The sequence below is a fragment of the Variovorax sp. OK212 genome (assembly GCF_900112425.1).
Taxonomy (GTDB): Bacteria; Pseudomonadota; Gammaproteobacteria; order Burkholderiales; family Burkholderiaceae_C; genus Variovorax.
This window is the reverse complement of the sequence record NZ_FOLP01000020.1, coordinates 65,425-83,663: the sequence shown is the minus strand read 5'-3', so window position 1 is coordinate 83,663 and position 18,239 is coordinate 65,425. Positions and strand designations below refer to the sequence as shown.

Below are 18,239 nucleotides of genomic sequence, written 5' to 3'. Positions count from 1 at the left end.
TCACCATCCGGGTTGGAAGGAAAACAAAAGGGTTCGTTGACATGTTATGTCGGCAAACCTATAGTGAACCCCACAAAAGAATGTTGCGCTTCCATCGGTAGTCAACCACAAGGAGAGGTATGCAATCACTGCTCGATCAACTCAAGGGACTGGATGTGCTGGCCGGCGCAGAGATGGGCGGGCTGCCCGTGCAGCTGCAGCCCATTCCGGGCCGCACGCCGGTGATCCAGGTGAGCATCGAGGGACGCGACGAGCTGCCGATCTTCGTCACCAGTTCGGACATGCAGATCATCTGCATCTGCTACCTCTGGACCGAGGAAGAAGTGAAGCCCGAGCGCCGCACCGAGCTGCTCGAATCGCTGCTCGACCTGAACCCTTCGGTGCCGCTGTCGTCCTTCGGGCGTGTCGACGGCCGCTACGTACTCACCGGCGCGCTGGGCCGTGACGCCAGCGTGCAGGACATCGCACGCGAGGTTGCCGTTCTCAGCGACAACGCGCTCGATGCGCTCGACGCCCTGTCCGAATTCCTGAACTAAGCGGAGATCATCATGACAGTCATCAAGAAGCTGGTCACCTTGCTGCGCGGCAGCGCGCGCGAAATCGGCGAGAGCGTGGTCGACAGCAATGCCACGCGCATCTACGAGCAGGAAATCATCGACGCCAAGCACAGCATCGAGAAGGCCAAGGGCGACCTCACGGGCGTGATGGCCAAGGAGATGCAGTCGGCCCGCGAAATCGAGCGCCTGAAGAACGAGGTGTCGCGCTACGAAGGCCTGGCGCTGGAGGCGCTCAACAAGACGCAGGAAGGCCTGGCACTCGACGTGGCTTCCAAGGTCGGCCTGCTCGAGCAGGAGCTCGAGGAGCAGGCCAAGGCGCACGCGTCCTACGCGCTGCAGGTGGCCAAGCTCAAGGAGTTGATCAAGTCGGCCGAGGCGCGCATCCGTGAGCACGAGCGCGAGATCAACATCGCCAAGACCACCGAGAGCGTGTACCGCGCCACGCAGTCGATCTCCGAGAACATCGGCAGCGGCGGCTCGCGCCTGGCCAATGCGCGGGAATCGCTGGAGCGCATCCGCGCGCGGCACGAAGACCTGTCCGACCGCATGACGGCCAGCCAGCAGCTGGACAACGAGTTCGGCCACGGCGCGCTCGAGAAGAAGCTGGCCGCCGCGGGCATCGGCAACGACGCCGACCGCACGGGCAAGGTGATGGAGCGCATCCGCGCGCGCCAGGCCAGCCCCGCGAACGCCGCCAATGCCAACGGCGCCGCTGCCGGCACAGGGACCGGAGCCCCATAACATGCGCGCCAAGCCGGTCCGCTGGCAGGGCTCCGACGAGGCGATACGCGCCGTCCAGGTGGCGTTCGACGTGGAAGAGGCCGTGCTCGAGGCCGTGCGCAGCGCGGCGTTCGAGCAGCACGTGTCCACGTCCGACCAGATCCGGCAGGTGCTGGGCCTTGCGACCACCTCGAAGCCGAAGCGGCCGCGCCTCACGGTCTCGCTGAGCGCGGCCGACTATGAATTCCTGGCCCAGCGCTACGGCCTGGCCGCCGACGACCGCCTGGCCATCAAGGAGAGGGCCACGCGCGACCTGATCGCTTTTGCAGGAGATGCCGCAGGGGGTGCGCCCGCGGCGAGTGGAAAGAAGAACACCGGCACAGGGAAGCCGGGACGCGGCAAGTAGAACAACAAACAACAACCCGTACGCGGGAGGATCAATGGGCAATTTCATGGGAGCGGTGACGGGGTACCCCACCGCGATCTACACGGTGCTGCTGGGCGTCGTGGTGATCTACTGGGTGCTCGCGATGCTCGGCATGGTCGACATCGAACACAGCGGCCTGGACATCGACGTTCACATGCACACGCATGCCGACGGCGACGCCAGCGACATCGGCCACCTCGCCAGCTACGTGGTGGCCTTCGGCCTGAACGGCGTGCCGTTCTCGGTGGCCGTGAGCCTGCTGGTGCTCGTCTCATGGACGGTGTGCTGCCTCGGCGGCGAATGGCTGCTGCCGCTCGTGCCCACCTTGCCGCTGCAATTGCTGGCCGGCACGGTGCTGCTGGTGGCCAGCGCGGTCATCGCCATTCCCGTCACCGCGGTGGCCATCCGGCCGCTGCGCGGCCTGTTCGTGAGCCACACGGCCGTGACCAACGCCGCGCTGGTCGGCCAGCTCTGCCGCGTCGTCACCGGCGTGGTCAACGAGAAGGACGGCCGCGCCGAGGTGGCGCGCCGCGGCGCGAGCCTGAACATCCGCGTGTGGGCCGCGACGCCCAACACGCTCAAGCGGGGTTCGCAGGCGCTGATCGTCGAATACGACGAGGTGGCCGGCCGCTACCTCGTTGCCGCGCGCGACGACCTCGTCGCCTGAGCAAGCCCGCTCGAGCGCGCCTTGCCGGCGCGCCGCACCGTTCACCTGTTTCTTTCGCTCTCAAAGCAATTCTGGAGAAAAAATGGAGCCCATCATCTTCGCCATCGTCATATTGGCCGTCGTCATCCTCGGCCTGTTCGCGATGTTCGCCAAGTTCTATCGCAAGATCGAACAGGGCCACGCCCTCATCGTGAACACGCTGCGCGCGGAGCCCGAGGTGACCTTCACCGGGCGCATGGTCTACCCGATCATCCACAAGGCCGAGCTGATGGACATCTCGGTCAAGACGATCGAGATCGACCGCTCGGGCAACGAAGGCCTGATCTGCCGCGACAACATCCGCGCGGACATCAAGGTGAAGTTCTTCGTGCGCGTGAACAAGACGGCCGACGACGTGCTGAAGGTGGCGCAGGGCATCGGCTGCGCGCGCGCCTCCAACCACGAGACGCTCGAGGAGCTGTTCTCGGCCAAGTTCTCCGAAGCGCTGAAGACGGTGGGCAAGTCGATGGAGTTCGTCGACCTGTACCAGGCGCGCGACGGCTTCCGCGACCAGATCATCAGCCAGATCGGCAACGACCTCTCGGGCTACGTGCTCGAAGACGCGGCCATCGACTTCCTCGAGCAGACGCCGCTGTCGGAGCTCGACTCGAACAACATCCTCGATGCGCAGGGCATCAAGAAGATCACCGAGCTCACGGCGGTCGAGCACGTGCGCACCAACGAGCTGCGCCGCAACGAGGAAATGCAGATCAAGAAGAAGAACGTCGAGACGCAGGAAGCCATGCTCGAGCTCGAGCGCCAGCAGGCCGACGCCACCGCGCGCCAGCAGCGCGAGATTGCCAGCGTGCGTGCCCGCGAGGAAGCCGAGACGGCGAAGATCCAGGCCGAGGAGCGCACCAAGTCCGAAACCGCGCGCCTGGTCGCCGAGCAGTCGGTGTCGGTGCAGCAGGAGAACGTGCAGCGCGAGAAGGAAGTGGCCGAGAACAACCGCAAGCGCGCCGTGGCCGTCGAGGAAGAAAAGGTCATCCGCGCCCGCGACCTGGAGATCGTCGATCGCGAGAAGGAAGTGACGCTGCAGCGCATCGAGAAGGACAAGGCCGTCGAAGTGCAGAAGAAGGCCATTGCCGACGTGATCCGCGAGCGCATCGTGGTCGAGCGCACGGTGGCCGAGCAGGAAGAAGCCATCAAGGAACTGCGCGTGGTGGCCGAGGCCGAGCGCACCAAGAAGGCCGTCGTGATCATGGCCGAAGGCCAGGCCGACGAGAAGATGGTGCTCGACGTGAAGGCCGCCGAGACGCAGGAAAAGCGCGCGCGCCACAAGGCCGCCGAAGAGCTCACGCTGGCCGACGCCAAGCTGAAGGTGGCCGAGCGCGACGCCGAATCGAAGAAGCGCGAAGCCGAAGGCGTGGAAGCCATCTCGGCCGCGCCGGGCCTGGCGGCCGCCAAGGTCGAGATTGCGACCGCGCAAGCCAGGCTCGCGAGCTTCGAGGCCGAAGCCTCGGGCAAGGAGAAGCTGGGCCTGGCCGAAGTGCACATCCGCTCCGCCGATGCCGACGCCATCCTCAAGGCCGGCCAGGCCGACGCGCAGGTCATCGAGGCCCGTTCGCAGGCGGAAGCCAGCGGCATGCGCGCCAAGTTCGAGGCCGAGGCCTCGGGCAAGGAAAAGCTCGGCCTCGCCGAAGTCAACGTGCGCACGGCCGACGCCGAGGCCACGCTCAAGTCGGGCCAGGCCGATGCGCAGGTCATCGAGGCGCGCTTCGGTGCCGAGGCCAAGGGCCTGCACGAGAAGTTCGAGGCCATGAAGTCCATGAGCCCCGAGACGCGCGACCACGAGGAGTTCCGCATGCGCCTGGAGAAGTCGCACATCGAGACCCTCAAGGGCATCGACGCGCAGACCGCCATCGCCAAGGAACAGGCCGAGGTGCTGGGCACCGCGCTGGCCAACGCCAAGATCGACATCGTGGGCGGGCAGGGCGACTACTTCGACAGCTTCGTGCGCTCGCTGTCGGTGGGCAAGGGCATCGACGGCGTCATCTCCAAGAGCAACGCGCTGCAGGTGGCCTTCAAGGACCAGCTGTCGGGCGAGCGCGACGTGGTGAAGGACCTGCGCGACATCGTCGGCGCACTGGGCACCTCGTCGGGCGAAATCCAGAACCTGAGCGTGGCCGCGCTGATGAACAAGATCGCCAGCGACGGCAGCGAAAGCCAGAAGAACGCCCTGCAGAACCTGATCTCCACCTTCCGCAACTGAACCGGCGGCGCCCGATGAACCCGAACCTGAAGTGCAGTTGCTCGGCCCACGCGTCGATGCGGCCCGTGGCGCTGGCCGAGGCGCTGCTCGCGGTGGAGTGCGGCGACTGCAGCGGCATGCTGGTGGCCATGGACGACTGGCGCGCCTGGAAGGCCGGCGACGAGACCCGCGTGCCGCACGCGGTCGATGATGAGGTGATCGAGGTGTTCGACGCCGCGTCGGTGCGCCATTGCCCCGAGTGCGACCGCCTGATGCAGCGGCTGCGCGTGAGCGCCGGGCCCGACTTTCGCATCGACCGTTGCGTGGCCTGCCAGAACCTGTGGTTCGACAAGGGCGAGTGGCGCGCCATCGTGAGCCGCGGCCTGGCCGGGCGGCTCGACGAGCTGCTCTCCGATGGCTGGCAGCGCCGCCTGCAGACCGAGGAAGTGCGCGAGGTGCGCATTGCCGCGCTGCGACGGCGCTACGGCAACGACTGCATCGACGAGCTGGACCGCATCCGCGCCTGGCTCGACACCCAGCCCCACCCCGACGAACTGCTCGCACTGCTGCGCGCGGACTGAGCGCGCCGACCTATGCAACCAACGCAAGAATCGGGCACACCGCCCGGCGCCCAGGCGCAGTCCGACCCGACCGAAGCCCTGGTCTCGGGCAGTGGCAGCTACGACCTGCTGAAGAAGCGGCTCGAGACCCAGGGCGAAGGCCTGCTGAAGAAGACGCAGGCGCTCAACGAGCAGCGGCTGGCCGAGTTCGGCCGCTCCGACCAGACGCTGGTGCTGCGCACCCGCGCGCGCACCGAGAACAACGCGGTGGCGCGCGACCTGGTGCGCATCGGCGACCTGCTGCTGTTCGGCTACAACGTGTTCATCGGCCTGCGCAAGGAGACTACCGTCGGCGACGTGTTCGGCCTGTACCGGCTGGTGTCGCCGGGCGAAGCCGGGCAGGGCGCCGACAGCGACGAGCTGCAGCCGGTGCCGCTGGCCGGCAGCTTCCTGGAAGACGCGCGCTTCGCCTCCGACTTCCGCGAGCTGTACGCCTACTACAAGCAGGCCACGCTGCTGCAGCTGCGCGTGACGCAGGACAAGCTGCTCGCGTCCTTCCAGATCGGCCAGCAGGTCACCGACGTGCGCGTGTTCCGCTGGGCCATCGAGCGCGACGGGCGCATCAGCTACATCGACAACCGCGGCGAGCGCGACATCGCCCTGCCCGCGAGCCACGACTTCGAATGGACCGTGGCCACGCGCGAAGACCACGTGGGCGGCAAGCACCCGCACATCAACGTGCTCGACACGGTGTTCGTCGAGACGCTGGGCGGCGACCTCACGATCAAGATCGAGAACAACACCGAGACCGGGCTGGGCATCTACAGCGAGCCGGTGGAAGACCGCAGCCAGTCGCTGACCGACGCCGAGATCGCGTGGGCCAAGCTGGGCATGCTGATATTGCTGCGCGTGAAACCGTACCGCGAGCAGGTCACGCGCTACCTGGTGTTCAACATCCGCACGCAGCAGGTGGAGCGCATCGACGCCATCGGCGGTTCGTGCGTGCAGCTGCCGGAAGACCACGGCATCATCTTCCCGGGCGGCTACTACCTGCAGTCGGGCGAGCACAAGCGCTTCGACCTGCCCACCGAGATGGTGGAGAACCTGCGCTTCAAGCGCATGCTGCGCTCGCCCAACGGCGAAGACGTGGCCTACATCTTCTACGACCCGAAGCCGGGCCGCTACGCGCTGTTCAACTACAACCTGATCGACAAGAAGCTCGCCACGCCGATCATCGCCAACGGCTACGCGCGCTTTGCCGACGGCCGCATTCTGGTGTTCCACGACAACGACAGCGAGCCGACGCGCGTGCACCCGATGCAGCTGTGGCAGACGCCGTTCGCGAGCGAAGAGCACGTGAGCGCGCAGCCGCCCGCGACCGGCTTCTTCGGCAAGATCGGCAACGCCGAGCTGGTGCGCGGCGTGAGCGACCTGATGGGCATTGCGCGTGCGGTGCGCGAACAGGCGCCGACCAAGGCGGCCTACGAAGACCTGATTCGCCAGTGCACCCGCGTGAGCGACGCCTACTTCTGGCTCGAGGCGCCCGAGGCCGCCGGCCTCATGGCCGAGCTGCGCAGCATCAGCGAGGTGGCGCGCAGCACGCTGGCCGAGTTCGAGAAGGTCGACACCATCCGCCGCGACACCGCGCGTGCGCTGGCGCGCGCGGAAGACGAGCAGCACGCGCTGCTGGTCGACATTGCCAGCACCATCTGGCGCGCGCCCGACGACTTCGTGAAGGCGCTGGGCCGGTTGCGCGAGCGCCGCGGCGCGCTGCAGATGCTCAAGGAACTGCGCTACGCCGACCTGCCGCGCATCGCCGCGATGGACGCCGCGCTGGAGACCGAGCAGCAGCGCATCGGCGAGCGCGCCATGCAGTTCCTGGCGGCCGACACGGCCTTTGCCGGGCAGCGCCAGGCGCTGGACAAGCTGGCGCTCGACCTGCCCAACCTGGCCACGTCGCCGGCGCTGGGCCAGCTGCTGGCCACGCTCGACGAGCAGGCCGCCGGGCTCGACCTGCTGACCGAGCAGCTCGGCAGCCTGCCGGGGGGCGACGCGGTCATCCGCACGTCGATCCTCGACCGCATCTCGCTGATCTACGCCGACATCAACCGCATGCGCGCCGATGCGCGCGCGCGGCGCAAGTCGCTCGGCGCCACGGAGGCGCGCGCGGAGTTCGGCGCGCAGTTCAAGCTCTTCAGCCAGGCGGTGGAAAACGCGCTGGAGTTCGCCGACACGCCCGAGAAGTGCGACGACGCGCTCACGCGCCTGCTGGCCCAGCTGGAAGAAATCGAAGGCCGCTTCGCCGAGCAGGAAGACTTCCTGGCCGACATCGCCGAGAAGCGCGAGAACGTGTACGAGGCGCTCTCGGCCCGGCGCCAGAGCCTGGTGGAGGCCCGCCAGCGCCGCGCGCAGGGCGTGGTCAACGCGGCCGGGCGTATCCTGGACGGCATTCCGCGGCGCATTGCGCAGCTGGGCGAGCTGACCCAGGTGCACAGCTACTTCGCGGCCGACCCGATGATCGGCAAGCTGCACACGCTGATTGCCGACCTGCGCTCGCTGGGCGCGGCCGTGCCGGCCGACGAACTCGACACGCGGCTGAAGACCGCGCGCGACCAGGCGCTGCGCGCGGTGCGCGACAAACGCGAGCTGGTGAGCGAGGGCGGCGACACGCTGCGCCTGGGCCGCCACGCCTTCACCGTGCACCGCCAGCCGGTCGACCTGACGCTGGTGGCGCGCGAAGAGGGCATGGCCTACCAGGTGACGGGCACCGACTACCAGAGCCCGGTGGACGACGAGCGGCTGCGCGCGCTGCAGGTGTACTGGAACCAGTCGCTGGTGTCGGAAACGCGCGAGCTCTCGCGCGCCGAATACCTTGCCGGCCGGTTGCTCGAGGCGCTGCTCGACGGCAAGGCCGAGCGCAGCTGGGCCGACGTGCGCACGCTGCTGGCCGAAGACCCGCTGCACCCACAGCTGCTGGAAATGGTGCGCCGCTTCGCCGCCGCGCGCTACCAGGAGGGCTACCAGAAGGGCATTCACGACGACGACGCGCTGCGCCTGCTGGGCGCGCTGGTCACCATGCAGGACCAGGCCGGCCTGCTGGCCTGGGGGCCGACCGAGCGCGCGCTGGCCTTTCTCTACTGGCAGCACGGCCACCTGATCGCGCACCGCGAATCGCTGTTGCGGCGCGCGCGCGCGGCGCTGCAGATGCAGGAACTGTTCGGCCGGCACGATGCGCTCGCGCAGCTCGAAGCCGACACCGCACGCTCGCTGCAGCACTTCGCGCGCGAGGTGCTGCCCGACCTGTTGCCGCTCGCCGAGTCGGCCGACGACGAAGCGCGCGAGGCCCACAAGGGCCGCGTGGCCACCTTGTGCGACCAGGCCGCGGCCTACCTCGTGCGCGAACTGGCGGCGCATGCGGGCGAGACCTGGGTGGTTTCCGGCGCGGGCGAAGACCTGGCCGCCGCGCTGCTGCGCGAGCTCGAGCGCGGCGGCCGCCGCGAAGCCTGGCAGGCAGACCTCGACGCCGCCCCGCCGGCGGAGCGCTGGCGGCTGGCGCGCGACTGGGTGCATGCCTATGCCGTTCACCAGGCGCCGCAGTCGGCCGACTGGATCGACGACGCCGCCAGCGTGCTGGCGATGCCGCTGCAGCGCACGCGCGTCAACGTGGCGCTCGACCAGGCCGTGGAAGGCCTGCGCGGCGAGCACGTGCGCGTGGCCGACGGCCGCATGACGTTGAACCTCAACGACTTCTGGCGCCGCTTCCTGTTCCACGTGCAGCACGCGGTGCCGGGCTACGAGGCATTGCAGCGCCTGCGCCACGAGCTGCTGGAGCGCGAGAAGGGCCGTCTGAAGCTGGGCCAGTTCCAGGCCAAGCCGCTGTCCACCTTCGTGCGCAACCGGCTGATCGACGAGCTCTACCTGCCCATCATCGGCGACAACCTCGCCAAGCAGATCGGTTCTTCCGGCGAAGGCAGCCGCACCGACCGCATGGGCCTGCTGCTGCTGATCTCCCCGCCGGGCTACGGCAAGACCACGCTCATGGAGTACGTGGCCGACCGCCTGGGCCTGATCTTCGTGCGCATCAACTGCCCCGCGCTGGGCCACGGCGTGACGGCCATCGACCCGGCCAACGCGCCCAACAGCGCGGCACGCCAGGAACTCGAGAAGCTCAACCTGGGCCTGGCGATGGGCAGCAACGTGATGCTGTACCTGGACGACATCCAGCACACGAGCCCGGAGTTCCTGCAGAAGTTCATTGCGCTGGCCGACGGCACGCGCCGCATCGAGGGCGTGTGGAACGGCGAGCCGCGCAGCTACGACATGCGCGGCAAGCGCTTCGCGATCGTGATGGCGGGCAACCCGTACACCGAGTCGGGCGACGTGTTCAAGATCCCGGACATGCTGGCCAACCGGGCCGACATCTACAACCTGGGCGACGTGCTCTCGGGCCGCGAGGCGGCCTTCGCGCTGTCGTACATCGAGAACAGCCTGACCTCCAACCCCACGCTGATGCCATTGGCTTCGCGCGACCCGAAGGACGTGCAGCTGCTGGTGCAGATGGCGCAGGGCCACGAGGTGCCGAGCAGCGCGCTGTCGCACGCCTACAGCGCAGTCGAGCTCGAGGAGATCAAGGCGCTGCTGCTGCGCCTGTTCCGGGCGCGCGACCTGCTGCTGAAGGTGAACCTCGCGTACATCGAGTCGGCCGCGCAGCAGGAGACCTACCGCGTCGCGCCGCCGTTCAAGCTGCAGGGCAGCTACCGCAACATGACCAAGCTGGCGGGCAAGATCACCGCGCTGATGCGCGACGACGAGCTCGACGCGCTGCTGCGCGACCACTACCGCGGCGAGGCCCAGACGCTGACCACCGGCGCCGAGGAAAACCTGCTGCGCCTGGCCCAGCTGCTGGGCAGCCCGACGCCCGAGGAAGCCGCGCGCTGGAAGGAGATCTGCGACGAGTTCGTGCGCCAGCGCAAGCTGGGCGGCGGCGATGTGGACGGCAGCCAGCGCATTGCGAGCAGCATGCTCGACGTGGCGCGCGCGGTCGATGCATTGAAGCCCGGGCCGGTGGCACCCGCCGAAGGCCCGAGCGACAGCCAGCGCCTGGCCGACGCGATGCTGCAGATCGCCGTGACCTACCGCGAGCTGATCCTGCCGCTGGTGACCGCCACCGAGCGCCGGCTCGAGCTCGACCGCTCGATCACCCAGGACATGGAGCGCCTGGCCGCCGAGGTGAACGCCACGCGCACCGCACCGCGGCGCACGCCCAAGCCCGACAAGGACCAATGACATGTCCGCGCTGCCCTCGACCCCCGCCACCGAACCGCCGCCGGCGTTGCCCGAGCTGCTCGCGCAGCTCGACGCCACCCTGGCCGACGCGCGCCTGAGCGACGACGAGCGCCGTGTGCTGGTGCACACGCTGCGAGAGGCCTCGCCGCCGGAAGACGGCCTGCGCCAGCTGCGCAACCGGGCCTTCGACCTGGTGCGCGCGCGCACCGCCGACCCGGAGCAGCTGTCGCTGCTGAAATGGCTCGAAGGCGTGGTCCGCGCCATCGACACCGGCCGATCGCCCGACAACGCGGTGGTGCGCTCGCAGGCCTTCTTCAGCCCCGGCACGGCCTGCCTGCAGGCCATCCGGCAGCAGCTGCGCGCGGCCAAACGCTCGATCGACCTCTGCGTGTTCACGCTGTCGGACGACCGCATCACCGCCGAGGTGCTGGCCGCGCACCGGCGCGGCGTGTCGCTGCGCTGCATCTCCGACAACGACAAGGAGTTCGACCTGGGCAGCGACATCGGCCAGTTGCGCGCCGCCGGCATTCCGGTCGCGGTGGACCGCACCGACGCGCACATGCACCACAAGTTCGCCATCTTCGACGGCATGCGGCTGCTCAACGGCAGCTACAACTGGACGCGCAGCGCCTGCGATTTCAACGAAGAGAACCTGGTGCTGACCAACGACCCTTCGCTCGTTCGCCGCTTCGCCGACGAATTCGACACCTTGTGGAAAGAACTGCAGGCCCCCCGATGACCCGACGGATCGACTACGACTGGGAGCTGCCGCCCGAGCTGCAGCAGCGCCTGGGCACCTCCAGCTACGGCGCGCAGCGCGTGCTCCACGAAGCGGGGCACCTCATGGTGATCCTGCACGAGCCGCCTGCCGGCACCGGTGCGGAGCGCAAAAACGCCGTGTTCCTGCGCAAGCCCGACGGGGCGTGGCTGCACAAGGGCAACAACCCGGGCGAGCGGGCGCTGCAGAAGCTGCTCGAAAGCTACCGTGCGGCGCTGAGCGCCTTCGAGATCCGGCACGAGGCGGCCGACAACTCCGGTGCGCTGTTCCAGATTCTCGGGCCGCTCATTCCGCTGTCGCGCGCCGCGTCGAACATGCAGACCGCGCTGCAGGCCGCGCGCGAGGCGGTGCCTGAAGACGCGCTCATCACCGACATGCGCGACCGCGCGGTCGAGATCGCGCGCGGCATCGAGCTGCTGCTGGCCGACACGCGCATGTCGCTGGACTACCGGCTCGCGCACGCGGCCGAGCAGCAGGCGCACGCGGCCATGGAAGTGAGCCGCGCGCAGCACAAGCTCAACACCATCGCGGCGCTGACCTTCCCGCTGATGGCCATCGGCGCGGCCTTCGGCATGAACCTGCACAGCGGCATGGAAAGCCTGCCGGGCTGGGTGTACTGGGCCATCTTCGGCGCGGGGCTCTTCATGGGCTTGCTGCTGCGCGGCTGGGTCAAGGCGCCGGAGCCGCTGCCGACCGCGGCAAAGCCCGGGCTGCCCCGGAAGAAGTAAGCCGCAGGGCAGCGCACCGAACCCAACCGAACCCAACCGTGCCGGGCCTTCGCGTTCTGCGAAGGCCTGCTGCCGTCAAAGCAATTCCGCGCCGCGCCGTCTGTTCCTAGAGTTGGGCCCAACCCAACATGGAGACAGACGCGGACATGAATGCACTCGAAGGCCTGAAGGTGCTGGAGCTCGGCCAGCTCATTGCCGGGCCCTTTGCCGGCAAGACGCTCGCGGAGTTCGGCGCCGACGTCATCAAGATCGAGCCGGCCGGCGTCGGCGATCCGCTGCGCAAGTGGCGGCTGCTGCGCGACGGCACGTCGGTGTGGTGGGAAGTGCAGTCGCGCAACAAGCGCTCGGTGTGCCTCGACCTGCGCAGCGCAGAAGGCCAGGAGGCCGTGCGCGCCCTGGCGCTCGAGGCCGACGTGCTCATCGAGAACTTCAAGCCCGGCACGCTCGAAGGCTGGGGCCTGGGCTGGGAACAGCTGCACGCGCTGAACCCGCGCCTCATCATGCTGCGCATCTCGGGCTACGGCCAGACCGGCCCCTACCGCGACAAGCCCGGCTTCGGCGTGCTCGGCGAATCGATGGGCGGGCTGCGCTACCTGAGCGGCGAGCCGGGTCGGGTGCCGGTGCGCGTGGGGGTGTCGCTGGGCGACACGCTGGCGGCGCTGCACGGCGTGATCGGCGTGCTGACCGCGCTGCACCACCGCACGGCGCATGGCGGCGAAGGGCAGTTCATCGACGTGGCGCTGTACGAGTCGGTGTTCAACGTGATGGAAAGCCTGCTGCCCGAGTACGACGCCTTCGGCGCGGTGCGCGAGCGGGCCGGCAGCGCCTTGCCCGGCATCGCGCCGACCAACGCCTACCGGTGCAGCGACGGCCACTACGTGCTGGTGGCCGGCAACGGCGACAGCATCTTCCGGCGGCTGATGCGGGCCATCGGGCGCGAAGACCTCGGGTGCGACGAGCAACTGAAGCACAACGACGGCCGCGTGCTGCGCGTGGCAGAGATCGATGCGGCCATCGAGGCGTGGACGCTGCCGCGCAGCCGCGACGAGGTGCTGGCCGTGCTCGACGCGGCCGGCGTGCCGGTCGGGCGCATCTACACCGTGGCCGACATCGCGAGCGACCCGCAGTACCTGGCGCGCGAAATGATCGTCGAGGCCCCGGCGTCGGACGGCACCACGCTGAAGGTGCCCGGCGTGGTGCCCAAGCTCAGCGCCACGCCGGGCCGCATCGCGCACCCCGCGCCGCGGCTGGGCGAACACAGCGGCGACCTGCAGGCCGGCGGATGGCCCGCGCGGCGCGATGAGCGGGAGGCCGCATGAAGACCGGCCACGGCACGCGGCTGTACATCAACGAGGTCGCCACGCGCGACGGCTTCCAGATGGAAAGCCGCTTCATCCCGACCGACGACAAGGTCGCGCTGGTCGACCGGCTCGGCACGCTGGGCTACGCGAAGATCGAAGTGACCTCGTTCACGTCGGCCAAGGCCATTCCCGCGCTGCGCGACGGCGAAGAAGTGATGCACCGCATCGCGCGCCGCCCCGGCGTGGTCTACACCGCGCTGGTGCCGAACCTGCGCGGCGCGCAGCGCGCGCTGGAAAGCCGCATCGACGAGTTCAACATCGTCATGTCGGTGAGCGAGACGCACAACCTCGCCAACCTGCGCATGACGCGGGAGCAGTCGTTCGCGCAACTGGCCGGCGTGATCGCGCTGGCGAAGCAGGCGGGCGTGCCGGTGAACGTGTCGCTGGCGTGCGTGTTCGGCTGCCCGATGGAGGGCGAGGTGGCAGGGGACGGCGTGCGCAGCTGGATCGACCGCTTCGCGGCGCTCGAGGTGCAGGGTGTGACGCTGTGCGACACCACGGGCATGGCGCACCCGACGCAGGTGCAAGCCATCTGTGAGGGCGCGATCGCCGCGCGCCCGTCGATGGACTGGACGGCGCACTTCCACAACACGCGCGGCATGGGCCTCGTCAACACGGTGGCCGCCGTCGAGGCCGGCATCCGGCGGCTCGACATGTCGCTCGGCGGCATCGGCGGTTGCCCCTACGCACCCGGCGCCACCGGCAACGTGGCGACCGAAGACGTGGTGCACATGCTGCAGTGCATGGGCTACGACACCGGCATGGACCTGGACGGCCTGATCGCCGCGGCGGCCGAGCTGCAGTCGCTGGTGCGGCACGACCTGCCGGGCCAGGTGTCGCGCGCGGGGCATCGCCTGACGCGGCACGCGCCGCCCGCGGATTTCGACGACACCCTTGCGCGTGCCCGCGCGCGCGAACCGCAACGGCAGAAGGAGCCTCACCCATGATCGATCACCTGGACCACCTGGTGCTGACCACCGCCGACGAGGCCGCCTGCATCCGCTTCTATGTCGAGGCGATGGGCATGTCGCTGGAGAGCTTCGGCGCCGGCCGCAAGGCGTTTCGCTTCGGCAACCAGAAGATCAACCTGCACCTGAAGGGCCACGAGTTCGAGCCCAAGGCGCAATGGCCCACGCCGGGCTCGCTCGACCTGTGCTTCATCGCCAGCGTGCCGCTGGAGGCCGTGATCGCGCGCTTGAAGGACAAGGGCGTGCCCGTAGTCGAAGGCCCGGTGATGCGCACCGGCGCCACCTCGCGCATCCGCTCGGTCTACGTGCGCGACCCCGACCGGAACCTGATCGAGATCTCGGAGCTCGCGCCCTGACGGGCCGGGGAATTCGGGCAGACCCCAGGACAAACCAACGGAGACAAACCATGAAACCCGCTCACTGCTTCATCGCGCTCGGCCTGGCATGGGCGGCCTGCGCCGCCAGTGCCGATGCCAATGCTGATACCTGGCCTTCCAGGCCCATCACCTTCGTCGTACCCACCGCGCCGGCCGGCTCCACCGACATCATGGCCCGCCTGGTCGGCGAGCCGCTTCAGCGCGCGCTGGGCCAGCCCGTGGTGGTCGACAACCGGCCCGGTGCCAGCGGCAACATCGGCGCCGAGTTCGTGGCGCGCGCGGCGCCCGACGGCTACACGCTGCTGATGCAGTACTCGGGCTACCACGTCGGCAACCCCTCGCTGTACCCGAACCTCAAGTGGAGCCCGACCAAGGACTTCGTGCCCGTGGCGATGGTGATGCGCGCCCCGCACGTCGTCGCGGTGAGCGGCAAGCTGCCCGTGAACTCGATGAAGGAGCTCATCGAATACGGCAAGAAGAAGGAGGGTGGCCTGTTCTTCGCCTCGTCGGGCAACGGCTCGATCCAGCACATCGCGGGCGAGCTGCTGGCGCGCCAGGCGAAGGAGCCGATGACGCACGTGCCCTACAAGGGGTCGGGTCCGGCCATCAACGACCTGATCTCGGGCAATGTCGACATGTTCATCACCACGCCGCCCTCGGTCATCGGCCACTTCGCGAGCGGGCGCATCAAGGCGCTGGCGTACACCGGCAGCAAGCGGCATGCGTCGATGCCCAATGTGCCCACCTCGGCCGAGGCGGGGCTGCCGGGCTACGAGGTGGAATCGTGGTTCGCGGTGTTCGCGCCGGCGAAGACGCCACCCGAGGTGGTGGCGAAGCTCAGCGCGGAGATCAGGAAGATCGTCGAGAGCGAGTCGTTCCGCAAGAAGGTGGACGACCAGGGCGCCTTCGCGACCTACATGGACCCGCCCACGCTGGCGAAATTCGTCGACCAGGAATTGGCGGCCTGGTCGAAGGTGATCAAGTCGGCGGACATCAAGCCCGACTGAGCACGCGTGCGTGCGGGTACGCAAGCACGCACGCGAGGCGGTACTACAGCCTGACGTTGATGATCGACAGGATGATGGCCGAGAGCGTGAGCGCCACCGGCAGCTTCTGCACCGCGAGCGCATGGGCCTTTGCGACAGAGGCTTGCGTTTGCAGCAACAGGCTCTTTTCGGAATGAAGGGGTGTGGACATTTTCGGACTCCTGGGTGATTGCGGGCTTCGTGCCCTGCATGGCTTCAACGATAGACCTCCCAGTGCGCGCCGGCGGCTCCGGTTCGACGACACGGCGTTTCCGTTTCTGCAACGATCGGCGGGCGATCCGCTGGAACTTCTGGCGGCCTGCGCTGTCGCGCCCGACCGTTGCGCGCCCAGTGCGCAGCGCCTTGCACGCCGCGCTGCAAATGACGCGGCGCAGATTGCAGGCTTCAGCCCGCGATCAGCTTCTGCACCAGCTCCGCGGTGGTGGCCGCCGCGTACTTGCGCATCAGCCGTGCCCGGTGCAGCTCGACCGTGCGGTGGCTGATGCCGAGCGCCTTGCCGATCTCCTTCGAGGTGAGCCCGCGCATCACCTGCGCGGCCACCTCGCGCTCGCGCGGCGTGAGCTCGGCCTTGACGGCGCGGCGTGAGCCCAGGTCCTCGAAGGTCCAGATGCCGGCCTCGTGCGGCGCCGCGCGGTTCAGCGCGTGGCCGGTGACGTGGCACCAGAAGGTCTCGCCCGCAATGGCGCCGTGCAGGCCGCCCAGGCGTCTCATCATGCGGTTGTCGGCGTAGTTGCCGCTGGCGTTCAGGAAGGGCTCCATGCGCTTGCCGATGCGCTCGAACTCGGCCACGCTGGGGTACAGGATGCTGAATGAATGCCCCACCAGCGCCGGGGGCGTTGCGCCGAAAATTTCGCACACCCGCAGGTTGCAGGCGACGATGGTGCGGTTGCTCGAAACCACCATGCCGACGGGCGCGTGCTCAAAAGCCAGCCGGTAATCGATCTCGGGCATCGGGGGTCACCATTACGAAATACTACGTATGCGGGTACGTAGTATCGTTCAGGGCTTTCCCACCCACTCTCCATTCATCCATCAAGGAGCCCGAGTGAACAAGATCTATCCCTCCGCCGACGCGGCACTCAAGGGAGTCGTGGCCGACGGGCAGATGCTCGCGGTCGGCGGCTTCGGCCTTTGCGGCATTCCCGAAGCGCTGATCGACGCGCTGAAGGACTCCGGCGTGCAGAACCTGACCGTCGTGTCGAACAACGCGGGCGTCGACGGTTTCGGCCTCGGCAAGCTGCTGGAAACGCGCCAGATCAAGAAGATGGTCGCGTCCTACGTCGGCGAGAACAAGGAGTTCGAGCGCCAGTACCTGGCGGGCGAACTGGCACTGGAGTTCACGCCCCAGGGCACGCTGGCCGAGAAGCTGCGCGCCGGCGGCGCGGGCATTCCGGCCTTCTTCACCAAGACCGGCGTGGGCACGCAAGTGGCCGAAGGCAAGGAACTGCGCGAGTTCAACGGCGAAACCTACGTGATGGAGCATTCGCTGGTGCCCGACGTGGCGCTGGTGAAGGCCGACGTGGCCGACAAGTCGGGCAACCTGCGCTTCCGCCTGACGGCGCGCAACTTCAACCCGGCCGCCGCCATGGCCGGCAAGGTCTGCATCGTCGAGGTCGAGAAGATCGTCGAAGTGGGCGAACTGGCCCCCGACGACATCCACCTGCCGGGCATCTACGTGCACCGCATCGTGCTCAACGCCAACCCCGAGAAGCGCATCGAGAAACGCACCGTGAGCGCCGCCGCGCCGGTGGACGCCGCCGCCGCCAAGGTCGAGGCCCAGGCCGTGATCGCGCAGGCCGCTGCCGGCACCGAAGTGCCCGTGCCCACCGTGCCCGCCAACAAGAAAGAAGGAGCCTGAGATGCCCTGGACCCAAGACCAGATGGCGGCCCGTGCCGCCCAAGAACTCGAAGACGGCTTCTACGTGAACCTGGGCATCGGCATTCCGACGCTGGTGGCCAACCACACCGGCACCAAGGAAGTGTGGCTGCAGAGCGAGAACGGCATGCTGGGCATCGGCCCGTTCCCGACCGAAGACAACGTCGACGCCGACCTGATCAACGCCGGCAAGCAGACCGTCACCACGCTGCCCGGCTCGGCCATCTTCGGCAGCCATGACAGCTTCGCGATGATCCGCGGCGGCAAGATCAACCTGTCGATCCTGGGCGCCATGCAGGTGAGCGCCAAGGGCGACCTTGCCAACTGGATGATCCCCGGCAAGATGGTCAAGGGCATGGGCGGCGCCATGGACCTGGTGGCCGGCGTGAAGCGCGTGATCGTGCTCATGGAACACGTGGCCAAGAAGAAGGACGGCACCGAAGACCTGAAGATCCTCGAGGCCTGCACCCTGCCGCTGACCGGCGTGGGCGTGGTCGACCGCATCATCACCGACCTGGCCGTGATGGACGTCGTGCCCGAAGGCCTGAAGGTCGTCGAGCTGGCGCCGGGCGTGAGCTTCGACACGCTGCAGGGCAAGACGGGTGCCAAGCTGATCCCGTAAGGCTGCCCGCCTTGCAACAGGCACAAGCAGGGCCGC

The 18,239-nt window shown here is 68.4% G+C and carries 17 protein-coding genes; 15 read left to right on the top strand and 2 right to left on the bottom strand.

The window, feature by feature from the left end; translation table 11 throughout:
- Window positions 1-119 precede the first annotated feature (119 nt).
- From BM004_RS33595 to BM004_RS33535, 13 genes are all read left to right on the top strand, one after another.
- Window positions 120-536: a YjfI family protein gene (locus BM004_RS33595; protein WP_093134308.1), complete on the top strand. Its 417-nt coding sequence runs from the start codon at window positions 120-122 to the stop codon at window positions 534-536.
- A 12-nt stretch (window positions 537-548) separates the two neighbouring features.
- Window positions 549-1,298 (top strand): PspA/IM30 family protein, encoded by a 750-nt coding sequence (locus tag BM004_RS33590; protein ID WP_093134311.1) that lies wholly within the window; start codon window positions 549-551, stop codon window positions 1,296-1,298.
- A 1-nt stretch (window position 1,299) separates the two neighbouring features.
- Window positions 1,300-1,683, top strand: coding sequence for a hypothetical protein (locus BM004_RS33585; protein ID WP_093219990.1), 384 nt, complete (start codon window positions 1,300-1,302; stop codon window positions 1,681-1,683).
- 34 nt (window positions 1,684-1,717) lie between these two features.
- The gene (locus tag BM004_RS33580; RefSeq protein ID WP_093219988.1) at window positions 1,718-2,371 is read left to right on the top strand and encodes a ubiquinone biosynthesis protein; all 654 of its coding nucleotides are present in this window, start codon (window positions 1,718-1,720) and stop codon (window positions 2,369-2,371) included.
- A gap of 82 nt (window positions 2,372-2,453) precedes the next feature.
- A complete protein-coding gene (locus BM004_RS33575) occupies window positions 2,454-4,622 on the top strand; it encodes a hypothetical protein (RefSeq protein ID WP_093134319.1) in 2,169 nt (722 codons plus the stop codon).
- A 14-nt stretch (window positions 4,623-4,636) separates the two neighbouring features.
- Window positions 4,637-5,182 carry a TFIIB-type zinc ribbon-containing protein gene (locus BM004_RS33570; RefSeq protein ID WP_093219985.1) on the top strand — a complete coding sequence of 182 codons (546 nt, stop codon included), beginning with the start codon at window positions 4,637-4,639 and terminating at the stop codon, window positions 5,180-5,182.
- 12 nt (window positions 5,183-5,194) lie between these two features.
- Window positions 5,195-10,447, top strand: coding sequence for a DNA repair ATPase (locus BM004_RS33565; RefSeq protein WP_093219983.1), 5,253 nt, complete (start codon window positions 5,195-5,197; stop codon window positions 10,445-10,447).
- A gap of 1 nt (window position 10,448) precedes the next feature.
- Window positions 10,449-11,186, top strand: a complete 738-nt coding sequence (locus tag BM004_RS33560) for a phospholipase D-like domain-containing protein (protein WP_093134327.1) — start codon at window positions 10,449-10,451, stop codon at window positions 11,184-11,186.
- The gene (locus BM004_RS33555) at window positions 11,183-11,953 is read left to right on the top strand and encodes a hypothetical protein (protein WP_093219980.1); all 771 of its coding nucleotides are present in this window, start codon (window positions 11,183-11,185) and stop codon (window positions 11,951-11,953) included. Before BM004_RS33560 ends, BM004_RS33555 begins: the two co-directional genes overlap by 4 nt.
- 146 nt (window positions 11,954-12,099) lie before the next feature.
- Entirely contained in the window at window positions 12,100-13,272 is a 1,173-nt protein-coding gene (locus BM004_RS33550; RefSeq protein ID WP_093220059.1) for a CaiB/BaiF CoA transferase family protein, read from the top strand.
- On the top strand, window positions 13,269-14,261 hold the full coding sequence (locus BM004_RS33545) for a hydroxymethylglutaryl-CoA lyase (RefSeq protein WP_093219977.1): 993 nt from the start codon (window positions 13,269-13,271) through the stop codon (window positions 14,259-14,261). The genes BM004_RS33550 and BM004_RS33545 overlap by 4 nt, the downstream gene beginning before the upstream one ends.
- Window positions 14,258-14,638, top strand: a complete 381-nt coding sequence (locus BM004_RS33540; RefSeq protein WP_093134337.1) for a VOC family protein — start codon at window positions 14,258-14,260, stop codon at window positions 14,636-14,638. The genes BM004_RS33545 and BM004_RS33540 overlap by 4 nt, the downstream gene beginning before the upstream one ends.
- 50 nt (window positions 14,639-14,688) lie before the next feature.
- Entirely contained in the window at window positions 14,689-15,666 is a 978-nt protein-coding gene (locus BM004_RS33535; protein WP_093219975.1) for a Bug family tripartite tricarboxylate transporter substrate binding protein, read from the top strand.
- 43 nt (window positions 15,667-15,709) lie between these two features.
- Here BM004_RS33535 and BM004_RS41650 read toward each other — a convergent pair whose 3' ends face one another.
- Together BM004_RS41650 and BM004_RS33530 are read right to left on the bottom strand one after the other, a co-directional pair.
- Window positions 15,710-15,856: a hypothetical protein gene (locus tag BM004_RS41650; RefSeq protein ID WP_177206695.1), complete on the bottom strand. Its 147-nt coding sequence runs from the start codon at window positions 15,854-15,856 to the stop codon at window positions 15,710-15,712.
- A 233-nt stretch (window positions 15,857-16,089) separates the two neighbouring features.
- Entirely contained in the window at window positions 16,090-16,656 is a 567-nt protein-coding gene (locus BM004_RS33530; protein WP_093134342.1) for a LuxR C-terminal-related transcriptional regulator, read from the bottom strand.
- 94 nt (window positions 16,657-16,750) lie between these two features.
- On the opposite strand from BM004_RS33530, the gene BM004_RS33525 reads away from it, so the two are divergent.
- Window positions 16,751-17,563, top strand: coding sequence for a CoA transferase subunit A (locus tag BM004_RS33525; RefSeq protein ID WP_093219972.1), 813 nt, complete (start codon window positions 16,751-16,753; stop codon window positions 17,561-17,563).
- Between the two features lies 1 nt (window position 17,564).
- Window positions 17,565-18,203, top strand: coding sequence for a 3-oxoacid CoA-transferase subunit B (locus BM004_RS33520; RefSeq protein WP_093134347.1), 639 nt, complete (start codon window positions 17,565-17,567; stop codon window positions 18,201-18,203).
- The last annotated feature ends 36 nt before the right edge of the window (window positions 18,204-18,239 follow it).

Bases quoted from the DNA above. Each gene is read 5' to 3' on its own strand.
- BM004_RS33595 (WP_093134308.1), top strand. From the start codon at position 120: ATGCAATCACTGCTCGATCAACTCAAGGGACTGGATGTGCTGGCCGGC.
- BM004_RS33590 (WP_093134311.1), top strand. From the start codon at position 549: ATGACAGTCATCAAGAAGCTGGTCACCTTGCTGCGCGGCAGCGCGCGC.
- BM004_RS33585 (WP_093219990.1), top strand. From the start codon at position 1,300: ATGCGCGCCAAGCCGGTCCGCTGGCAGGGCTCCGACGAGGCGATACGC.
- BM004_RS33580 (WP_093219988.1), top strand. From the start codon at position 1,718: ATGGGCAATTTCATGGGAGCGGTGACGGGGTACCCCACCGCGATCTAC.
- BM004_RS33575 (WP_093134319.1), top strand. From the start codon at position 2,454: ATGGAGCCCATCATCTTCGCCATCGTCATATTGGCCGTCGTCATCCTC.
- BM004_RS33570 (WP_093219985.1), top strand. From the start codon at position 4,637: ATGAACCCGAACCTGAAGTGCAGTTGCTCGGCCCACGCGTCGATGCGG.
- BM004_RS33565 (WP_093219983.1), top strand. From the start codon at position 5,195: ATGCAACCAACGCAAGAATCGGGCACACCGCCCGGCGCCCAGGCGCAG.
- BM004_RS33560 (WP_093134327.1), top strand. From the start codon at position 10,449: ATGTCCGCGCTGCCCTCGACCCCCGCCACCGAACCGCCGCCGGCGTTG.
- BM004_RS33555 (WP_093219980.1), top strand. From the start codon at position 11,183: ATGACCCGACGGATCGACTACGACTGGGAGCTGCCGCCCGAGCTGCAG.
- BM004_RS33550 (WP_093220059.1), top strand. From the start codon at position 12,100: ATGAATGCACTCGAAGGCCTGAAGGTGCTGGAGCTCGGCCAGCTCATT.
- BM004_RS33545 (WP_093219977.1), top strand. From the start codon at position 13,269: ATGAAGACCGGCCACGGCACGCGGCTGTACATCAACGAGGTCGCCACG.
- BM004_RS33540 (WP_093134337.1), top strand. From the start codon at position 14,258: ATGATCGATCACCTGGACCACCTGGTGCTGACCACCGCCGACGAGGCC.
- BM004_RS33535 (WP_093219975.1), top strand. From the start codon at position 14,689: ATGAAACCCGCTCACTGCTTCATCGCGCTCGGCCTGGCATGGGCGGCC.
- BM004_RS41650 (WP_177206695.1), bottom strand. From the start codon at position 15,856: ATGTCCACACCCCTTCATTCCGAAAAGAGCCTGTTGCTGCAAACGCAA.
- BM004_RS33530 (WP_093134342.1), bottom strand. From the start codon at position 16,656: ATGCCCGAGATCGATTACCGGCTGGCTTTTGAGCACGCGCCCGTCGGC.
- BM004_RS33520 (WP_093134347.1), top strand. From the start codon at position 17,565: ATGCCCTGGACCCAAGACCAGATGGCGGCCCGTGCCGCCCAAGAACTC.